Annotated in this window: 14 protein-coding genes and 1 tRNA gene; 6 read left to right on the forward strand and 9 right to left on the reverse strand. The window is 70.3% G+C overall.

Annotated features, from left to right (window positions below; genetic code table 11):
• Both AC07A4_RS04705 and AC07A4_RS04710 read right to left on the reverse strand, forming a co-directional pair.
• Nucleotides 1-960: ATP-binding cassette domain-containing protein (locus tag AC07A4_RS04705; protein ID WP_478592979.1), on the reverse strand; the 960-nt coding region annotated here is incomplete at its 3' end.
• Between the two features lie 132 nt (nt 961-1,092).
• Nucleotides 1,093-1,368: a hypothetical protein gene (locus AC07A4_RS04710; protein ID WP_478592981.1), complete on the reverse strand. Its 276-nt coding sequence runs from the start codon at nt 1,366-1,368 to the stop codon at nt 1,093-1,095.
• Between the two features lie 1,016 nt (nt 1,369-2,384).
• Here AC07A4_RS04710 and AC07A4_RS04715 point away from each other — a divergent pair.
• Nucleotides 2,385-2,960 carry a hypothetical protein gene (locus AC07A4_RS04715; protein WP_478592983.1) on the forward strand — a complete coding sequence of 192 codons (576 nt, stop codon included), beginning with the start codon at nt 2,385-2,387 and terminating at the stop codon, nt 2,958-2,960.
• A gap of 155 nt (nt 2,961-3,115) precedes the next feature.
• Here AC07A4_RS04715 and AC07A4_RS04720 read toward each other — a convergent pair whose 3' ends face one another.
• The 3 genes from AC07A4_RS04720 to argJ all read right to left on the reverse strand — a co-directional run bounded on the left by AC07A4_RS04720 (nt 3,116) and on the right by argJ (nt 6,496).
• Entirely contained in the window at nt 3,116-4,357 is a 1,242-nt protein-coding gene (locus tag AC07A4_RS04720; protein ID WP_478592985.1) for an acetylornithine transaminase, read from the reverse strand.
• A 97-nt stretch (nt 4,358-4,454) separates the two neighbouring features.
• The gene (argB, locus tag AC07A4_RS04725) at nt 4,455-5,348 is read right to left on the reverse strand and encodes an acetylglutamate kinase (protein WP_478592987.1); all 894 of its coding nucleotides are present in this window, start codon (nt 5,346-5,348) and stop codon (nt 4,455-4,457) included.
• The gene (gene argJ, locus AC07A4_RS04730; protein WP_478592990.1) at nt 5,345-6,496 is read right to left on the reverse strand and encodes a bifunctional glutamate N-acetyltransferase/amino-acid acetyltransferase ArgJ; all 1,152 of its coding nucleotides are present in this window, start codon (nt 6,494-6,496) and stop codon (nt 5,345-5,347) included. The genes argB and argJ overlap by 4 nt, the downstream gene beginning before the upstream one ends.
• A gap of 711 nt (nt 6,497-7,207) precedes the next feature.
• On the opposite strand from argJ, the gene AC07A4_RS04735 reads away from it, so the two are divergent.
• Entirely contained in the window at nt 7,208-7,432 is a 225-nt protein-coding gene (locus tag AC07A4_RS04735) for an MbtH family protein (protein ID WP_478592992.1), read from the forward strand.
• A gap of 222 nt (nt 7,433-7,654) precedes the next feature.
• On the opposite strand, the gene AC07A4_RS04740 is transcribed toward AC07A4_RS04735, so the two are convergent.
• Nucleotides 7,655-8,983, reverse strand: coding sequence for a lysine N(6)-hydroxylase/L-ornithine N(5)-oxygenase family protein (locus AC07A4_RS04740; protein WP_478592995.1), 1,329 nt, complete (start codon nt 8,981-8,983; stop codon nt 7,655-7,657).
• A 380-nt stretch (nt 8,984-9,363) separates the two neighbouring features.
• Between AC07A4_RS04740 and AC07A4_RS04745 the strand changes: the two genes are divergently transcribed.
• On the forward strand, nt 9,364-10,008 hold the full coding sequence (locus AC07A4_RS04745; RefSeq protein WP_478592997.1) for an FMN-binding negative transcriptional regulator: 645 nt from the start codon (nt 9,364-9,366) through the stop codon (nt 10,006-10,008).
• A 255-nt stretch (nt 10,009-10,263) separates the two neighbouring features.
• Here AC07A4_RS04745 and AC07A4_RS04750 read toward each other — a convergent pair whose 3' ends face one another.
• On the reverse strand, nt 10,264-10,959 hold the full coding sequence (locus AC07A4_RS04750; RefSeq protein WP_478593000.1) for an LmbU family transcriptional regulator: 696 nt from the start codon (nt 10,957-10,959) through the stop codon (nt 10,264-10,266).
• Between the two features lie 1,325 nt (nt 10,960-12,284).
• On the opposite strand from AC07A4_RS04750, the gene AC07A4_RS04755 reads away from it, so the two are divergent.
• Nucleotides 12,285-13,526: an IS701 family transposase gene (locus AC07A4_RS04755; RefSeq protein ID WP_478593003.1), complete on the forward strand. Its 1,242-nt coding sequence runs from the start codon at nt 12,285-12,287 to the stop codon at nt 13,524-13,526.
• Between the two features lie 488 nt (nt 13,527-14,014).
• Here the strand turns inward: AC07A4_RS04755 and AC07A4_RS04760 are convergent, their stop codons facing one another.
• On the reverse strand, nt 14,015-14,578 hold the full coding sequence (locus AC07A4_RS04760) for a hypothetical protein (RefSeq protein WP_478593005.1): 564 nt from the start codon (nt 14,576-14,578) through the stop codon (nt 14,015-14,017).
• A gap of 257 nt (nt 14,579-14,835) precedes the next feature.
• On the opposite strand from AC07A4_RS04760, the gene AC07A4_RS04765 reads away from it, so the two are divergent.
• Nucleotides 14,836-15,627: a VOC family protein gene (locus AC07A4_RS04765; RefSeq protein ID WP_478593007.1), complete on the forward strand. Its 792-nt coding sequence runs from the start codon at nt 14,836-14,838 to the stop codon at nt 15,625-15,627.
• 109 nt (nt 15,628-15,736) lie between these two features.
• Here AC07A4_RS04765 and AC07A4_RS04770 read toward each other — a convergent pair.
• A tRNA-Pro gene (locus AC07A4_RS04770) sits at nt 15,737-15,813 on the reverse strand.
• 127 nt (nt 15,814-15,940) lie between these two features.
• Here AC07A4_RS04770 and AC07A4_RS04775 point away from each other — a divergent pair.
• Complete coding sequence (locus AC07A4_RS04775) at nt 15,941-16,663, forward strand: transketolase (protein WP_478593010.1); 723 nt, start codon at nt 15,941-15,943, stop codon at nt 16,661-16,663.
• Nucleotides 16,664-16,675: the final 12 nt, after the last annotated feature.

Raw genomic sequence — 16,675 nt, forward strand, 5'->3', positions numbered from 1 at the left:
CTTGACGGTCTTGCTGCCCGAACCCGTCAGGGCCAGGAACACGTCGTCGAGGTCGGGGGTGTGCACCGTCAGCGCCTCCGCCTGGATGCCGGAGCGCTCAAGGGAGTCCAGCGTGTGGCGCAGGGCGGGGATGCTGCCGTCGCTCGGGATCTGCAGCGTGAGGTTCTCCTCGTCGCGCACGGCCTGCGGAAGCGTGTGCGCGGCGGCGTTCAGGTGCTGGTGGTCGTTGAACTGGAGGCGGATGTGGCCGCCGGGGATGCGGCGCTTGAGCTCGTCGGCCGTGCCCTCGGCGACGATCTTGCCGCCGTCCAGGACCGCGATCCGGTCCGCGAGCTGGTCGGCCTCCTCCAGGTACTGCGTGGTGAGGAAGATGGTGGTGCCGCCCGCGACCAGGCTGCGGATCATCTCCCACATCGTGCGGCGGCTGCGCGGGTCGAGGCCCGTCGTCGGCTCGTCGAGGAAGATGATGCTCGGCCGTCCGACCAGCGTCATCGCCAGGTCCAGCTTGCGGCGCATACCGCCGGAGAAGGTGGACGCCTGCTTCTTCGCCTCGTCGGCGATCTCGAACCGCTCGAGGAGCTCCGTCGCGCGGCGGCGGCCCTCGGCGCGGTCCAGGTGGAGCAGGTCCGCGATCAGGAGCAGGTTCTCCTCCGCCGTGAGCAGACCGTCCACGGCGGCGAACTGACCGGTGACACCGATGGACCTGCGCACCGCGTCCGCGTCCTTGTCCACGTCGTGGCCCGCGACCTGGGCCGAGCCGCCGTCGTGCGCGATCAGCGTGGTCAGGATCTGGACGGTGGTGGTCTTGCCCGCGCCGTTCGGGCCGAGCATGGCGAAGACCGTACCGGGCTCGACGTGCACGTCGATCCCGTCGAGTACGAGCTTGTCGCCATAGGACTTGCGCAGGCCAAGGGCGGAGATCCCCTTGGTCGCCCCGGTCACTTGGGTGGTGGCGGTCATCGTGCCCCTTCTCATCTTCCGTTGGTGTTCCAAGGTCGTTCTCTGGGTGCGGCGGTCGCCGGGGCGCCCCGTGCCCGGAGGGGGTGGGTGGTGCGTGACAGGGCCCCGGTGGGCGGCGCTGTCCGGGGTCGGCTAGGTGGGCGCCACCTGCCTGCGGCCGCTGTCGGGCACCGCCGTCACCGCGAAGTCGAGGTCGACCCCCCGCGTCCGTACGTCGTCAGGCCCCGGCGCGAGCTCACGGGTGGTCTCGCGGGTGGCCTTCGACGGCGCGCTCGGCGGGACGGGGCGGGCGGCCACGTCCAGCGTCGCGATGAGTCGTCCGGCCGGCGTGCGCGTGCCGTCATCGCCCGCCGTGGGGGCGACGACGCACCCGCGCCGCAGGACGGCGACGTACGGCGTCAGATCCATGCTGCCATCATGGCACACGCATGGCGCCACCGCGAGCCACAGTGGCACTACTTCCGATTCTGTCCCGATCTGGTACTCCGCGCGGCCCCCCCCAGAGGCCTCCAGACCGACGGTAGCCACGCGTCCGCATCCGGCGACAGCCCTTACGCGCCCGCGCCAGCCACGCCCTTTGTCTTGGCCACCAGGACAAAACCTCGAGGACGGCCCTCGCCGCCGAGACGCGACGGCAGCTCCCGTCCGGCCGCGAAAGGCGCGCGAAGCCGCTTCAATGGGCCCTGGACCAAGGAACTTCGCGGGACCAGGACACCCGCGCCCGCCACTCCGGACCCCACCACCGGACCCACGACGCGCGTCACGCCCGCGAGGGCCGCACTACCCGCCGCGCCGGGCACGGCCCAACCGCGCACACCCGACGGCCGCGGCGGGCGGCCTGACGGCGACGCGCCCCCGCATTCCGCTCGCACCCACGGAAGAACACGCACGCGCACCGGAATCCAGGGGCGAACCGAGAAGATCCAGCACTACGGCAACGCCAGAGTGGCGTTCATGCGAGCCACTCATGACACCCAAACGGCACCGCGAGGCCCATCGACCAGTGCCACCCTCGCCCCCACCGGAGCGAAATCGTTGCCCCGATGCCCCCAGAGAGCCCGGATCCCCGACATGAGGCGCCATAGGTGATGCCAGAAACGAGAAGGCCCCCTCCGCTCGCGAGCCGACTCCACCGGCCCTTCACGACTCGCCCCCACCTCCCTGCCCACACCTCGCGCAAGGGGTTGCATTCGCTGATCCCAGCGCGATATTCAGCCACCATCAGCCACGTGTAACCCAGCAAGGCCGGATGCCGCCTTCACATCGGCGAAGAGACACCGGGCAATACCGGAAGGGGACATGACGCATCCATGGCCAGGGCTGCATCGGACATCAGCAAACCCGCGGGCACCCGGATTCGGTCAGCCCCTTCCCGGATCATCGATGGCACTTGTATGGCGCCACCTTTGTGCCATGATGGCGTCATGGACCTCACGCCGTACGTCGACGATTTCCGGCACGAGCTCGCTGTCGCCGCAGACGCGGGCGGAGACGAAGCCAGAGCCCTCGCCCGGAGGCTGACCGCCCCGCTGGAGTCCGCCGCCCGCCTCGCGCTGCTCAACGCGCTGTCCGAGGCGATGGGCGAGGTCACCCGGGAGCTGGCGCCGGGTTCCGTCGTCGTCCAACTCCGCGGGCGGGAGCCGGAGTTCGTGGTGACACCGGCACCGCCGCCCAAGGCGGCGAAGGCACCGCCCCCAACGGGCCGCACCTCCCTCGCGGCCCTGAGCGACACCCTCGCGGGCGGCTACATCCGGCTGCGGTTCGCCACCGCGGGCGGCCTCGACGCGGCCACCGCCCTGTTCCACCGCGCCACGCCCGACCACGAGGCGCTGGCCCTGTGCCTGCCGACCGACGGCAGCGTCCCCACACTGCGCGCCGTCCTGGACGCGCTCGACGAAGCGGGCGTGGAGACCACCGGACTCACGGTGCACGCCCCCACCCTGGACGACGTCTTCTCGTCCCTCACCGGCGTCCTCGAACCCGAGGACGACGCCGTATGACCGCACGGGTCGCGCGTCCGCCCCGTCGCGCGGCCCGTGCTCAGCACGCCCGAGGGCGGCCTTCTGGCGGTGCGGACGGGTCCGGGACCCGTCCGCGTCCACACAGCCGGAAGGCCGCCCACTTGTGGTGGACGGCCCCTGCGGACGGCGCGTGGTCAGCGCCTGGCCGCGCCCTCCCGGCGCGCCCGGTCCAGCACTCCGGGCAGTGTGCGCAGGAAGGTCGTCACCTCGTCCTCGCCCACGACCAGCGGCGGGGCGAGCCGGATGGTGTCGGGGCCGACGGCGTTCACGAGGAGCCCCGCGTCCTCGGCGGCCCGCTGCACATGCGGGGCCAGCGGCTCGGTCAGCACGATGCCGAGCAGCAGACCGGCCCCGCGGACCCGGTCCACCAGCGGGTGCCCGAGGCCCTCGATCCCCCGGCGCAGCGCCTCGCCCTGCCGCTTGACGTGGTCGAGGAGCCCGTCCCCGTGGACGGTGTCGAGCACGGCGAGCGCGGCGGCGCACGAGACGGGGTTGCCGCCGAAGGTGGTGCCGTGCGCGCCGGGCGTCATCAGGTCGGCGGCCGGGCCGAAGGCGAGGGTCGCGCCGATCGGAAGGCCGCCGCCGAGACCCTTGGCGAGCGTGAGGACGTCCGGCTCGACGCCCTGCGCCTGGCACTCGAACCAGTGGCCGGTGCGGCCGATGCCGGTCTGCACCTCGTCGACGACGAGCAGCGCGCCGGCGGCGCGGGTGATCGCGCGGGCGGCCGCCAGATAGCCGGGCGGCGGCACGACCACGCCGTTCTCGCCCTGGATGGGCTCCAGGACGACGAGCGCGGTGTCGGTGTCGACGGCGGCGCGCAGCGCCTCGCTGTCGCCGTACGGCACATGTGTGACGTCGCCGGGCAGCGGCTCGAAGGGAGCGCGCTTGGCGGGCTGTCCGGTCAGGGCGAGCGAGCCCATGGTGCGGCCGTGGAAGCCGCCGTCGGCGGCGACCATGCGGTGCCGCCCGGTCAGCCTGCCGAGCTTGAAGGCCGCCTCGTTGGCCTCGGCCCCCGAGTTGGAGAAGAACACCCGGCCCGGGCGCCCGGAAAGCCGCAGCAGCCGCTCGGCGAGCCGTACCGGAGGTTCGGCGATGAACAGGTTCGACACATGGCCGAGGCGCCCGACCTGCTCGCTGACGGCGCGGACGACGGCGGGGTGCGCGGTGCCCAGGGAGTTCACGGCGATGCCGCCGAGGAAGTCCAGGTACTTCTTTCCGTCCGCGTCCCAGAACGCGGCGCCCTCGCCGCGCACCAGCGGCACCCGCGGCGTGCCGTAGTTGTCCATCAGCGATGTCCGCCAGCGCTCGGTGAGCGCGGCGTTCCCGCCCGCCGCGCCGGGCCCGTCCTCGCGCCCGGCGGCCATGTCCTCGCTCATCGCATCCCCTCTTCGACGGCCGCGCTCATCGCGGCCGGTGCTCCGTGGCCCCGCCCTCGGGGCCCCGCCCGGTGTGGCGCTCGCGCCGCGGCCGCCCTCAGTCGGGCATGACCAGCGTGCCGATCTCCTCCCGCGTGAACATCTCCAGGAGGACGGAGTGCTGGACGCGGCCGTCGATCACCCGGGCGCTGCCCACGCCGTTGCGGACGGCGTGCAGGCAGCCGGCCATCTTCGGCACCATGCCGTCGGCGAGCCCCGGCAGGATCGACTCCAGCTCGCTGGCGCTGAGCCTGCTGATGACCTCCTCGCTGTGCGGCCAGTCCCGGTACAGGCCCTCGACGTCGGTGAGGAAGACCAGCGTGTGGGCGTCGAGGGCGGCGGCGATCGCGGCGGCCGCGGTGTCGGCGTTCACGTTGTAGACGTGGTGGTCGTCGACGCTGCGGGCCACCGGCGAGATCACCGGGATGCGGCCGTCGGCGAGCAGGGCCTCCACGGCACCGGGGTTCACCGAGGCGATCTCCCCGACGCGGCCGATGTCGATCTTCTCGCCGCTCTCCCCCACCGGCCAGTGCTTCCTGGCGGTGATGGTGTCCGCGTCCTCGCCGGTCAGGCCGACCGCGAGCGGCCCGTGCTGGTTGATGAGCCCGACGAGCTCGCGCTGCACCTGTCCGGCCAGGACCATGCGTACGACGTTCATGGCCTCCGGCGAGGTGACGCGCAGGCCGGCCTTGAACTCGCTCTCTATCGCGTGCGTCTTCAGCGCGGCGCTGATCTGCGGGCCGCCGCCGTGCACCACGACGGGCTTGAGCCCGGCGTGCCGCAGGAAGACGACGTCATGGGCGAAGGCCGCCTTCAGCTCGTCGTCGATCATGGCGTTGCCACCGAACTTGATCACGCAGATCTTGCCTTGGTGGCGGTTCAGCCAAGGCAGCGCGTCCATCACGGACTGCGCCTTGACCAGGGCGGGGTGTTCGTGGGTCGCGATCCTCATGACGAGTACGCGCTGTTCTCGTGGACGTAGTCGGCGGTGAGGTCGTTGGCCCACAGGGTGGCCGTCTCGGCCCCGGCGGCGAGGTCGGCGGTGATGACGACCTCGCGGCCGCTCATGTCGACGGCGGCGCGGTCCGCGCCGATCGAGCCGTCCTTGCAGACCCACACGCCGTTGATGGCGACGTTCAGGCGGTCCGGCTCGAAGGCGGCCGTCGTGGTGCCGATGGCGGACAGGACGCGGCCCCAGTTGGGGTCCTCGCCGTGGATCGCGCACTTCAGGAGGTTGTTGCGGGCGATGGAGCGCCCCGCCTCCACGGCGTCGTCCTCGCTGGCGGCGTTGATCACGTCGATGCGGATGTCCTTGGAGGCGCCCTCGGCGTCGCCGATGAGCTGGCGGGCCAGGTCCTCGCAGACCGCGCGGACCGCGTCGGCGAACTCCGCCTGGCCCGGGGTCGCGCCGGAGGCGCCGGAGGCGAGCAGGAGCACGGTGTCGTTGGTGGACATGCAGCCGTCGGAGTCGACCCGGTCGAAGGTCACGCGGGTCGCGGCGCGCAGCGCCTTGTCCAGGGCCTTGCTGTCGACGTCGGCGTCCGTGGTGAGGACGACCAGCATGGTGGCGAGGCCGGGGGCGAGCATGCCCGCGCCCTTGGCGATGCCGCCGACGGTCCAGCCCGCGCCCTGGGCGACGGCCGTCTTGTGCACGCTGTCCGTCGTCTTGATCGCGATGGCGGCCCGCTCGCCGCCGTCCTCGGACAGCTCGGCCGCCGCGGCTTCGACGCCCGGCAGGAGCTTGTCCATCGGCAGGCGGGTGCCGATGAGCCCGGTGGAGGCCACCGCGACCTCCCCGGCGCGGTGGCCGAGCACCGCGGCGACCTTCTCGGCCGTGGCCCGCGTGTCCTGGAAGCCCGCGGGTCCGGTGCAGGCGTTGGCGCCTCCGGAGTTCAGGACGACGGCGCTCACGGAGCCGGTCCTGATGACCTGCTCGCTCCACACCACGGGGGCGGCCTTCACCCGGTTCGCGGTGAAGACGCCCGCCGCCGCGCGGCGCGGGCCGTGGTTCACGACGAGGGCCAGATCCGGGTTTCCGGTGCTTTTGATTCCGGCCGCTACGCCTGCGGCCGAAAAGCCTTGTGCTGCCGTGACGCTCATGGCGCTGCTACTCCTACAGGGGAAGTTCCCGGTTTCCCGGGAAGGCCGAGGGGGACCACCGGCCATGACCGATAAAGGCAGACTCGAGTCGCCCCGTGCCTCGATTCTGACGACGGAGCGCCGTAACTCAACAACTCTCTGTCCGCTCCAGGGTATTACCCACGAGAGGCCCTGACCGCGCGCCTGACGAGGGCGCGGCGGCGGGTGGACACCCGCCGCGCACCCTGCGTGAGGGAGTCGGGTTCCGGGGCCTGTCCGATGTCATCGAAGAGGTTTGCCGAGTATCGGACGGGACATCCGCAACCCGCGACAAACCATTGGCAATTCCGGCTTCCGGCACCGGCAGGTGTCCTGTCCACAGGACGCTCTCATGTGACCGCCTCCACAGTGGCGCCGGCCACACCGTAACGGAGCGTACTTTCATGTGAGTTTGCCCCGCCACCCCCTTACATTTCACGGATCCGATATTTCAGGCGGCATCCGGCCACGGCAGCGACCCGAGAATTGCGGGACCTCGAGGCGGCCTGGACGCCGGGGGCGGGGCCAACGACAATGACGGAGCCGGAGCCTTGCCCGCGGAGCGCGTGACCGCGGCGCTGGCCCCGGCGCGCCGGCCGGTCTCTCCTTTCGCCGATGCTCCGCAGCGAGCGGAATCCGCGGAGCCCGAGGACCTGCCCTGCCGGAGACGTGACCTTCCGAATTGGAGTGACCATGAGCAGCAACCCGTTCGACGACGCCGACGGCCGGTTCTACGTCCTGGTGAACGACGAGGAGCAGCACTCGCTGTGGCCGTCGTTCACCGAGGTGCCCGCCGGCTGGCGGATCGCGTTCGGCGAGGCCAGCCGTCAGGAGTGCCTGGACTACGTGGAGCAGAACTGGACCGACCTGCGCCCCAAGAGCCTCCGCGACGCGATGGCGGCGGACAAGGCCGCCTGAGCCCCGGCGCCCACCGGCGCCGGGATGAGGACAAGGGGTGGTTTCTCCGCCGATCGGCGGAGAAACCACCCCTTGTCGCTTTTCTTCCGTTATGCCCGGAGGTGCGTGCATGCCTGGGGGTGCGTGCATGCCTCGAGGCACGTGCGCGGGCATCAGAACGGCCCGTCGGCCCGGCCGGGAAGGCCGTGGCGCCGACGGGCCACTGGGGGCTGCCGTACCGGCCTAGGCCGTGCGGCTCGCGACCGCGCCGGACTCCGCGCGCCGCTGGACGAGGGAGTCGGCGATCTCGCCGCTGCGGACGGCGATGTTCGACAGCAGGGACGAGGTGAGGCCGTGCGTGTGCTCGGTGCCGCCCTGCAGATAGATGCCGCAGGCGAGGCCGTCGGCGGTGAGCACCCGGTAGTCGCGCTCCACGCGGTGGCGGCCCTCGTCGTCGCGCAGGCAGAAGCGGTCGACGTCGCCGAGCAGGCCGGTGGCGTCCATGGTGCTATAGCCGGTGGCGAAGACGAGCGCGTCGACGTCCATCTCGTGCTCCGTCTCGCCGTCGAGCAGCGAGTGCAGGACGACCCGGGTGTCGTTCCCGGAGCGCTTCACTTCCTTGACCCGGGTGAGGTTCAGGAAGTGCAGCCGCTTGTCGCCCGCGACCTCCTCCTCGTACGAGCGCCGGAACAGCTCGCGGATGACGTCGGTGTCCACCACGGAGTAGTTCGTGTTCTTGTGGTAGCGCCAGAACGAGTCGCGGGTGTTCTCGGTGCCGAAGTAGTAGTGGTCCACCGCGGCCGGGTCGAAGACCTGGTTGGCGAAGGGCGTGTCGTCGGCGACGGAGTAGCCGTACGACGGGAGGATCGCCGAGACTTGGGCGTGCGGCAGCATGTCGTGCAGGTACTTGGTGATCTCGGCGGCGCTCTGGCCCGCGCCGACCACGGCCACGTTCTTGAGGTCCCCGGGCTTCATCTCGCCGTACCGCGCCAGGAACTCCGAGCTGTGCCAGACGCGCTCGTCGCGCCGCACGCCTTCCGGCATGCGCGGCACGAGGCCGGTCGAGACGGCGACGTTGCGGGCCTTCACGACGCGCGTCGCGCCGCTCGCGGTGTCCCGTACCTCGATTTCGAGATGCTGGTGTACGCCGCTTTCGCCGCCCTGCGGCAGCCGGATCTCGGTGACCTCCGAGTTGTAGGTCACGAGGTCGCTGAAGCTCGACTCCGCCCATTCCAGATACTGGTGGAATTCCTGGCGGGTCGGGAAGAAGTCCTGATTGTTGACGAACTGCACCAGGCGGTCAGACGCGTGCAGGTACGAAACGAAGCTGTACCGGGACAGGGGATTCCGGAAGGTGGCCAGGTCCTTCAGGAACGAAATCTGCATCGTCGCCTGGGGAAGCAGCATGTTGCGGTGCCAGCCGAAGGCGGGCTGCCGCTCGAAGAAGGCAGCCGTAACGGGCTGATCAGTGGCGTTGCTCGGGTGCTCCTCCAGAGCGATGGCCAGGGACAGGTTGGACGGGCCGAACCCGATGCCAACGATGTCGACTATCTCGTGTTCACGAGTACCCATGGATAATCTCCCGCTGGTGTAGCTTCGACAGGGATGCCGCAGCATCAAAGGGGTCAATTGCGGTTACCCAAGAGGACCTTCGACCTGAAATGCCGTCAACTCTTGCCTCGCAGGGCCGCCTTATGGTCTAAAACATCTCGACCGGTGGTCCGGGAGATACGCATTGAGTATTGCGCTGGAGAACACCGCCACGCCAACTTAGAGGGGCGTACGGACCTTATCAAGGGGGTCCAGCCGCGCCACCGGCCGAGCACCGCTGTCCTGTCGACGGGACAGCGGTGCCGCTCGTCCGCGCTTTTGGCCGCGCTTCTCAACGCGTTGCAAGGGCCGGCGACTTGGCGCCGTACCGTGAGTGAGATCAACGAAAGGGTGAGCTCCGGATGTTCGTACCGAGCCAGTACCGCCAGCCGGACAGTTCATGGATGGTCGACCTGATCCTCGGCAATCCCCTGGCACTGTTCGTGAGCAACGGCAGCACCGAAGCGGGCCCGTTCGCCACGCATCTGCCGGTGATCAGGGACCCCGAGTGGTCCGGCGAATGGTCCGACGATCTCTCGGGCGGTAGGCTGATCGGCCATATGAACCGTGCGAATCCGCACTGGAAGGCCCTCGAATCGGGCACCGTGAACCTCCTTACCTTCACCGGCCCGCACGGCTATGTGTCGCCGACGGTGTACGAGACGACTCCGGCCGCCCCGACATGGAACTTCACCTCTGTGCATGTGCACGGTGTGGTGGAGAAGATCGAGGGCATCGAGAACACGCTGGAGGTCGTGAAGGCGACCGTGCGTGCCTACGAGGGAGCGTTCGGCGCCGGCTGGGACATGTCGGAGTCGCTCGAGTACTTCCGGAAGATCGTGCCCGCCGTGGGCGCCTTCCACTTCAAGGTGACCGGCGCCGAGGGCATGTTCAAGCTCAGCCAGGAGCAGCCGGACGCGGTGCAGGAGCGGGTGCGCCGCTCGTTCGGCGAGCGCGAGTGCACCCGGTACCGGGCCGCCGCCGACCTGATGCACAAGCTTCCGTAAGCACACCCCGCCGCCCGCGCCCGGCATCGCTCAGACCAGACCGCACGAGGCGTCACTCCCCTTGCCCCGCACGGGACTTCGCCGCCCGTGCGGTCGGCACGGGACCTCACCCTCGACGCACGCGCGGGGCCCGCACCCCCTCTCGAGGGTGCGGGCCCCGCGTCGGCACCGCTGTGGAACGAGGCGACAACTCACCTGCTCCGCACGGGCTTTGTGTGCTGGCGTACGACCCGGGCGAGCCCGGGCCGTACCGGATCAGGCGCTGATACCCGCCTTCTCCTCTTCCTCCTCGTCTTCGACGAGGGCACGCTCCGCCGCGTTGTCGAGCGTCGCGAGCACCCACTGCTCGAAGTCGATGCCCGACTGCTCGGCGGCCTTGTGCCACCACTGCAGACGGCTGCCGGGCACCGCCAGGCGCCGCATCGTCTCCGTGGTCGGCGTGCCGTCGCGCACCTCGTCCTCGCGCGCCATGCGGATGGCGCTGCGCAACTGCTTGGTCGTCCACTGCATCTGCTCGGCGCGATCGAGCCACAGCTCCTGCTCGTCGATCGGCAGGGACGCCAGCTCCGCGTGGTGCTGGAAGCTGAGCGCCGCGCGCCGACGGCTGAAGTCGAAGCGCCGGGACACCCAGGCGTAGTTGCGCAAGGTCTGGTACTGCAGGCCCGCCGCGCGAATGCCGCGCTGGTACCGGTCGGTGTAGTGGTCCTTGCCGTAGACCAGCCAGTCCCCGAGCCACCAGGAAGAGGAGTTAACGATTCCGGAGAGCTGGCGTCCAGCCCGCTCCCAGTCCTCGAAGGTCAGCCCGGCCGGCATCTGCAGGCCCACCTTCGTCGTCAACACCTGGCCACGACGCTCGTCCACCCGGCGCTGCCGCGGGACCGCGGCGGGCGCGCTTCTGCGGAACAGCACTACCTTCGAGTCCTCGAGGTCGCTGACCTGGTTCGTCATCATGCCTCCATGTGAATGAACTTCGAACGAACGCGGGTACAACCGGCCGCGTCCGAACGCGAAAAAGCCATGCGGGCATGGCAGCCGTGTCCGGATCCCCCCGGGGACCGGTCGCCGTCGCGCAGCGCGAGGCACAAGGCTGGCCAATGAATCACAGCCGATCGGCCGGATGAGAGCTCTTTCGAGCCACTCGCCGAATCGGGTCGTCAGAGTTCCGTCAACTCACGGGTGGACCCGTCGGCGTGGCCGCGCGCACACCCAGCCATCGGAACGCCTCTACTGGTCGAGGCGCCCGTCGGCATGGAGCGCGGGCAGGTCCGGCCGTTCGGCGCGTCCCTCAGGACCGCGCGGAAGGCATTCAGTCGGCATGTGTGCGGATACGTACATCAACTACTCGCCCCGTTCAACTACTCGCCCCGTTTCGCCTGGACCACCGCGCCCCCCTTGCCGTCGGCCCGACGCGTCCCCCGTCGTTGCCGTCGACCCGGATTCGAAGTGGTCTCTTCCAAAGGCCTACCCGAGTAGAACCCGCGGCCTGTTGGAGATTCAAGGAAGGCGACGTCGCTCGTCGCGACTTTTCGAAGTTCGAACAAGATAGCCCAACGGCGCTATCCCTGTCCCGGTGTGACGTGCCTCTCGCAGCATGCCCAACAGAGGGGGCTTTGTCGGCCAACTTCCGCCATTCAGGGCCCTCATTGAGCCAATGATGACGGCTGGCGAAACGGTTGCAGACGAGAAGGGGACTCACAGACAGACGGGGCGCATCATGGAGTTAACGGGGCCAGCAGAAGCAAAGTCTGAGGCTCCGTCACCATTCGTACGCATTAGCCGAGCCCCTGAGCTGATACGTGACTCTAGCAGTTTCCATACGATCTTTTAACACCCACGCGCGACACACTTCCGGCGGCATCGTGCGGGACTGATCTGTTCCGGCAACTCGACGGTTGTCTATACGGAGTTCGGCGCGGCCGGTGGACGGTGAGGTGCGGGGCGAGGTCCGGGCCGTAGCGGAGTCGCCCGGCCGGCCGAGCGGCTCCGGAATTCCAACTTCCGCAATGCCCCCGGGTGTCCGCGCGACCGTGTCCTGCCTTCGCGCCCCGCCGTCGACGCCCGGCCGCCCTGGCCCCTATAGTGCGCGCCCGGCGCACACGCCCGGAGCGCGGCCGCGGTCCGCGCGGCACGGTTTTCTCCGGCATCCCGGCGAGCAGGTTTGCTGCCGTGGTTGCCACACCAGTCACGCCCGCAGCAAGATGGTGCGAAGGGCTCTCGGATCCTAGACTCGACGCTCGGCAGCCGCCGCTCAGGGACGTCCGGAAGGGATCCGCAGCATGGTTGTGCCCTGCGCATCGCCAATATCGACTCCGGCCAGCGAGGTGCCGGGCGCCCAGCTTGCATCTCCCTTCAGCGATTTCACCGACCAGGTCTTCCAGCACCTCCGCCGTGCCGACCAGCGCCGTTGGGCCGGCGCGTATCTGGCGGGACTGCTCATCACTCCCGGCAAGAAGTCCGTGCGCCGCCTTGCCGGGGCCATCTCGGCCTCTCCCACCGCGGTGCAGTCCCTGCGCCAGTTCGTGAGCCTCAGCCCCTGGGACTGGGACCCGGTCATGGCGGAGCTGACCCGCTGGGCCGAGAGCCACGGCCCCGCTCCCACCTGGGCGATCGGCCGTGCCGTGCTGCCCAAGCGCGGTGACCGCTCGGTCGGCGTGCACCGCTACTTCGACCCCGCGTCGGGCCGTACGCTCAACTGCCAGCTCGGCCTCGGCGCCTTCCTGTGCCTGGGGTCCCTGCAAGTGCCGGTCGACTGGCGGCTGCTGCTGCCCGCGCCCTGGACCGAGGACCCGCAGCTGCGGCGGCGCGCGCGCATCCCGGACGAGGTCAGCCACCGCCCCCTGTGGTCGCAGGCCCTGGACCTGGTGGACACCCTTGAGGCCCGGACCAGGCCCACGTCCGCCCCGGTCGTGGCCGACATGAGCGACGACCCGGACGTCGGCCTCTTCCTGCGCGGGCTGAGCCAGCGGGCCCGGGACTTCGTGGTCGCCGTGCCCCAGCACGTGAAGGTGCTGCCCATCGGCGAGCGGGCCGCGAACTGCCCGGGGCCGGTCAGCGCCCGCGCCCACATCGCCAACGGCAATACGGACATGCTCCTGGTGACCGCCGCGGACGGGCGGCAGCAGCGCCTTCAGGTCCAGTCGGTGCTGATCAGGCTGCCGGGGCCGCGGGCGGGGGCCACCCCTGAGTATCCGTACCGGCTGTTCACCGAGGTGCTGCCGGAGGGCCGCACAGGGGGCATGTGGATCACGAGTCTGACCCATCGCCGCCTGGACAACGTTGCCTCACTGGCCGCTCACCGCACAGGAACCACTACCGCCGTCGCGGGCATGGAACGGCATTTCGGACTTCTCGACTTCGAAGGCCGGTCCTTCCCCGGCTGGTATCACCACATGACCTTGGTTTCCGCGGCGTATACCTATCAGCGGCTGACACACCGTCCGGTTCCGCGTCATCTCCCGTGCTGTCCCGCGCCACATGCGCGCAATGCACAGGACCGGCTTCACTTGGTGGACCGCTGAGCCGGTTCCCGATGTCCGCGACCGGGAACCGGACGCTTTGCTCCGCATCTCGGACCGCCCCGCGGAATTCCATGGTCGCTAGGCCCGCGTCAATTTCCGCGGCCCGTCCTTGACACGACACCATTGACGTTTCGTCAAAATCGGCGCGGTTGTCAACTCATGGGTATCTGCTGGGTATCGGCTGGGTATCCACCGCTGGGTATCCGCCGCCGGGGAAAGACTCGTCGAATTCTCCGCGACGGCTCTGTCATATTCCCGGAGCCGCTATCGCCAGGACGCGTGAGCTGGAATCGCGGCGGAGCGTCGGCGAGCTGAGGCCGGGCGCGCGGGGCGCCAGCGCCGGAGCGGGCCCGCGCCAAAAGGGGCGCGGCCCTGGAGACCGCCGGGGGAGGTCGGTCTCCAGGGCCACTGGATCGGTCCGGTGTGCGGCAGCACTCCGGGCCGAAGCTCTAGCGGGCGTGACGCCCGCGCGCACGGGTGCCGGGCGGCTAGCTCACCCAGCCCGTGTAGCCCTGGGCTCCGCCCGCGGTGGCGCCTGCGGCGTGCCGTGCGGCACCGCGGCCGCGGTCGTCACGTTCGAGCATCGCGGACACCGCCCGGACCAGCCAGGCGTTGACCGAGAGCCGTTCCCGGCTCGCGGCCTCCTCGATCCGGGCCTTCAGGTGCTCCGGCGGCCGGAAGTTGATGCGGGATGTCGTGCCCTCCTCGCCGTTCACCGTCGTTGGCGCCAGTGATGCCAGTGATGGCACCATGCCGCCGCGCACCGGGGCGTAGCCATGGCCCGGCTGATCGTCGTACCGGTGGTCCTGTGGGGGTGGTGTGACGATGAACGTCGGATCGAGGCCGCGCAGGCGCAGCTCCACGGAACCAGGCGCGAGGTCACGGGTGATCTCGGCCGCGGCAGCCGACAGTGCGTCAAGCAGCGTGAGCCGTAAGGCGGAGGCCAGCGGCGCGACGAGGCGCTCGGCGAAGTCACGAGTTTCCTCGTCACCCGCCTCGACCGCGACGGAGAGCTCCTGCCGCAGTTGCTCGACGTACCGCGTGAGGTCCATGGCACCATCGTCGCACCACTATGGCGCCATGCGCAAGCTTTCGAATAGCCGCTCTCCAGAAAGACCTCGCCCGCCGATGCCCGGAGCCCCATCGCGGAGGCCCGGTGTCCCTGGCTGGTTACCGACCTCGACGCGGCGCCCGCGGGGGTGGTTCCGGGTGGGCACCGGTGGCCGTTCGCGCCTAGCGTGGAAGGAGCGCGGCACTCCGCTCCTGGGGTGTGCCGTCCCAATCCAGGGGGGCGGGAGGCCGTACCACCATGACCACACACGCTGAGGGCGCCCCCTGTTGGGCGGACGCCATGTTTCCCGACGTCGGGGCGGCCAAGGACTTCTACGGCGAGCTGTTCGGCTGGACGTTCGCGGAGGGGTCGGCCGAGTTCGGCGGCTATACGCAGGCGTTCAAGGACGGCAAGGTCGTCGCGGCGGTGGTTCCGCAGATGCCCGACATGGCGGGGCAGCCGCCCGCGTGGAACCTGTACTTCGCGACGCCGGACATCGCCGCCACCGCCGCCAAGGTCCGTGACAACGGCGGCACCACCGTGATGGAGCCGATGGCGGTGGGCGACTTCGGCTCCATGCTGACCGCCCAGGATCCGAGCGGCGTGTACTTCAGCGCCTGGCAGCCGGACACGCACCAGGGTTTCGAGCTGATGGGCGCGTCGGGCGCGTTCTGCTGGGCGGAGGTGACCACGCGGGACGCGGGCAAGGCGGACGCCTTCTTCCCCGCGGTGTTCCCGTACGAGGTCAAGCGGATGGAGGACGAGCGGGTCGACTTCCATGTGTGGCAGCTGGGCGGTCAGCCGGTGGTGGGCCGTCTGAAGATGACGCCGGACTTCCCGGCCGAGGCGCCGCCGTACGTCAACGTGTACTTCGGCGTCGACGACTGCGACGCGGCGGTGGAGACGGTGCGGCAAAGCGGCGGGGCGCTGCACTTCGGCCCGATGTCCTCGCCCTTCGGCCGGTTCGCCACCGTGGGTGATCCGCAGGGCGCCGCGTTCTCCGTCATCGACCTGTCGACGACGGAGGGGGAGATGCCGAGCCTGAGCTGAGGGGCGCGGGGCCGACGGCCCGGGGACGCCCGGGCGGGCCGGGCCCGCGCGGACACACGAAAGGCCGCTCTCGCGTTTCGCGAAAGCGGCCTTCGACCCGCTAAGAAGCTGGTCGGGACGACAGGATTTGAACCTGCGACCCCTTGACCCCCAGTCAAGTGCGCTACCAAGCTGCGCCACGTCCCGTTGCCCGTATGACCTGGGGTTTCCCCTGGCCGAACGCGCACCGAAACAATACCGCACTCCGGCCGGTGATCGCTCCCGCCTTTCCGCGCTTGACTTCAACCGCGCTTGAGGTTGCAGGCTCGCTGCCATGACGACGACAACGGAGCGCGCCTCCACGTACGCGGATCTGCCCGGCCTGATGGCTCTGATGACGGGCGACGAGAAGCACGGCCCGGCGGCGACGTCCACGCTGGACGCGCTGTGGGTGCTCTATGACCGTGTGCTGCGGGTCACACCCGAGCGGATGGACGCCCCGGAGCGGGACCGGTTCCTGCTCTCCAAGGGGCACGGGCCGATGGCGTACTACGCCGTCCTCGCCGCCAAGGGCTTCGTGCCCGTGGACTGGCTGGAGACGTTCGGGGCGTACGAATCGCCGCTCGGCCACCACCCGGACCGGATGCTCGTCCCTGGCGTGGAGATCGGCAGCGGCTCGCTCGGGCACGGCCTGCCGCTCGCGGTCGGCACGGCGCTCGGCCTGAAGGCGCGCGGGCTCACCGATCCGGCCGTGTGGGTGCTCGTGGGGGACGCCGAGCTGGACGAGGGCAGCAACCACGAGGCGATCGCCTACGCGGGGCCCGCGGGTCTGGAGCGGCTGCACGCCCTGGTGATCGACAACGCCTCGGCGTCGTACGCGCGGCCCGGCGGCATCGCCGCGCGCTTCGAGGCGGCGGGCTGGTCGGCGGTCACCGTCGACGGGCGCGACCACGAGGCGCTGTACGCGGCGTTCACGGCGCCGCACGCCGGGCGGCCGCACGTGGTCGTGGCGCGCGTCGAGTCCAAGGAGTACGAGGGCGAGCCCGAGTCCGCCTGACGCGCTCCCCCC

Source organism: Streptomyces sp. NPDC043996 (assembly GCF_056435225.1).

Excerpts from the sequence above, each read along its gene's own strand:
- AC07A4_RS04710 (WP_478592981.1), bottom strand. The coding sequence starts at position 1,368 with ATGGATCTGACGCCGTACGTCGCCGTCCTGCGGCGCGGGTGCGTCGTC.
- AC07A4_RS04715 (WP_478592983.1), top strand. The coding sequence starts at position 2,385 with ATGGACCTCACGCCGTACGTCGACGATTTCCGGCACGAGCTCGCTGTC.
- AC07A4_RS04720 (WP_478592985.1), bottom strand. The coding sequence starts at position 4,357 with ATGAGCGAGGACATGGCCGCCGGGCGCGAGGACGGGCCCGGCGCGGCG.
- argB (WP_478592987.1), bottom strand. The coding sequence starts at position 5,348 with ATGAGGATCGCGACCCACGAACACCCCGCCCTGGTCAAGGCGCAGTCC.
- argJ (WP_478592990.1), bottom strand. The coding sequence starts at position 6,496 with ATGAGCGTCACGGCAGCACAAGGCTTTTCGGCCGCAGGCGTAGCGGCC.
- AC07A4_RS04735 (WP_478592992.1), top strand. The coding sequence starts at position 7,208 with ATGAGCAGCAACCCGTTCGACGACGCCGACGGCCGGTTCTACGTCCTG.
- AC07A4_RS04740 (WP_478592995.1), bottom strand. The coding sequence starts at position 8,983 with ATGGGTACTCGTGAACACGAGATAGTCGACATCGTTGGCATCGGGTTC.
- AC07A4_RS04745 (WP_478592997.1), top strand. The coding sequence starts at position 9,364 with ATGTTCGTACCGAGCCAGTACCGCCAGCCGGACAGTTCATGGATGGTC.
- AC07A4_RS04750 (WP_478593000.1), bottom strand. The coding sequence starts at position 10,959 with ATGATGACGAACCAGGTCAGCGACCTCGAGGACTCGAAGGTAGTGCTG.
- AC07A4_RS04755 (WP_478593003.1), top strand. The coding sequence starts at position 12,285 with ATGGTTGTGCCCTGCGCATCGCCAATATCGACTCCGGCCAGCGAGGTG.
- AC07A4_RS04760 (WP_478593005.1), bottom strand. The coding sequence starts at position 14,578 with ATGGACCTCACGCGGTACGTCGAGCAACTGCGGCAGGAGCTCTCCGTC.
- AC07A4_RS04765 (WP_478593007.1), top strand. The coding sequence starts at position 14,836 with ATGACCACACACGCTGAGGGCGCCCCCTGTTGGGCGGACGCCATGTTT.
- AC07A4_RS04775 (WP_478593010.1), top strand. The coding sequence starts at position 15,941 with ATGACGACGACAACGGAGCGCGCCTCCACGTACGCGGATCTGCCCGGC.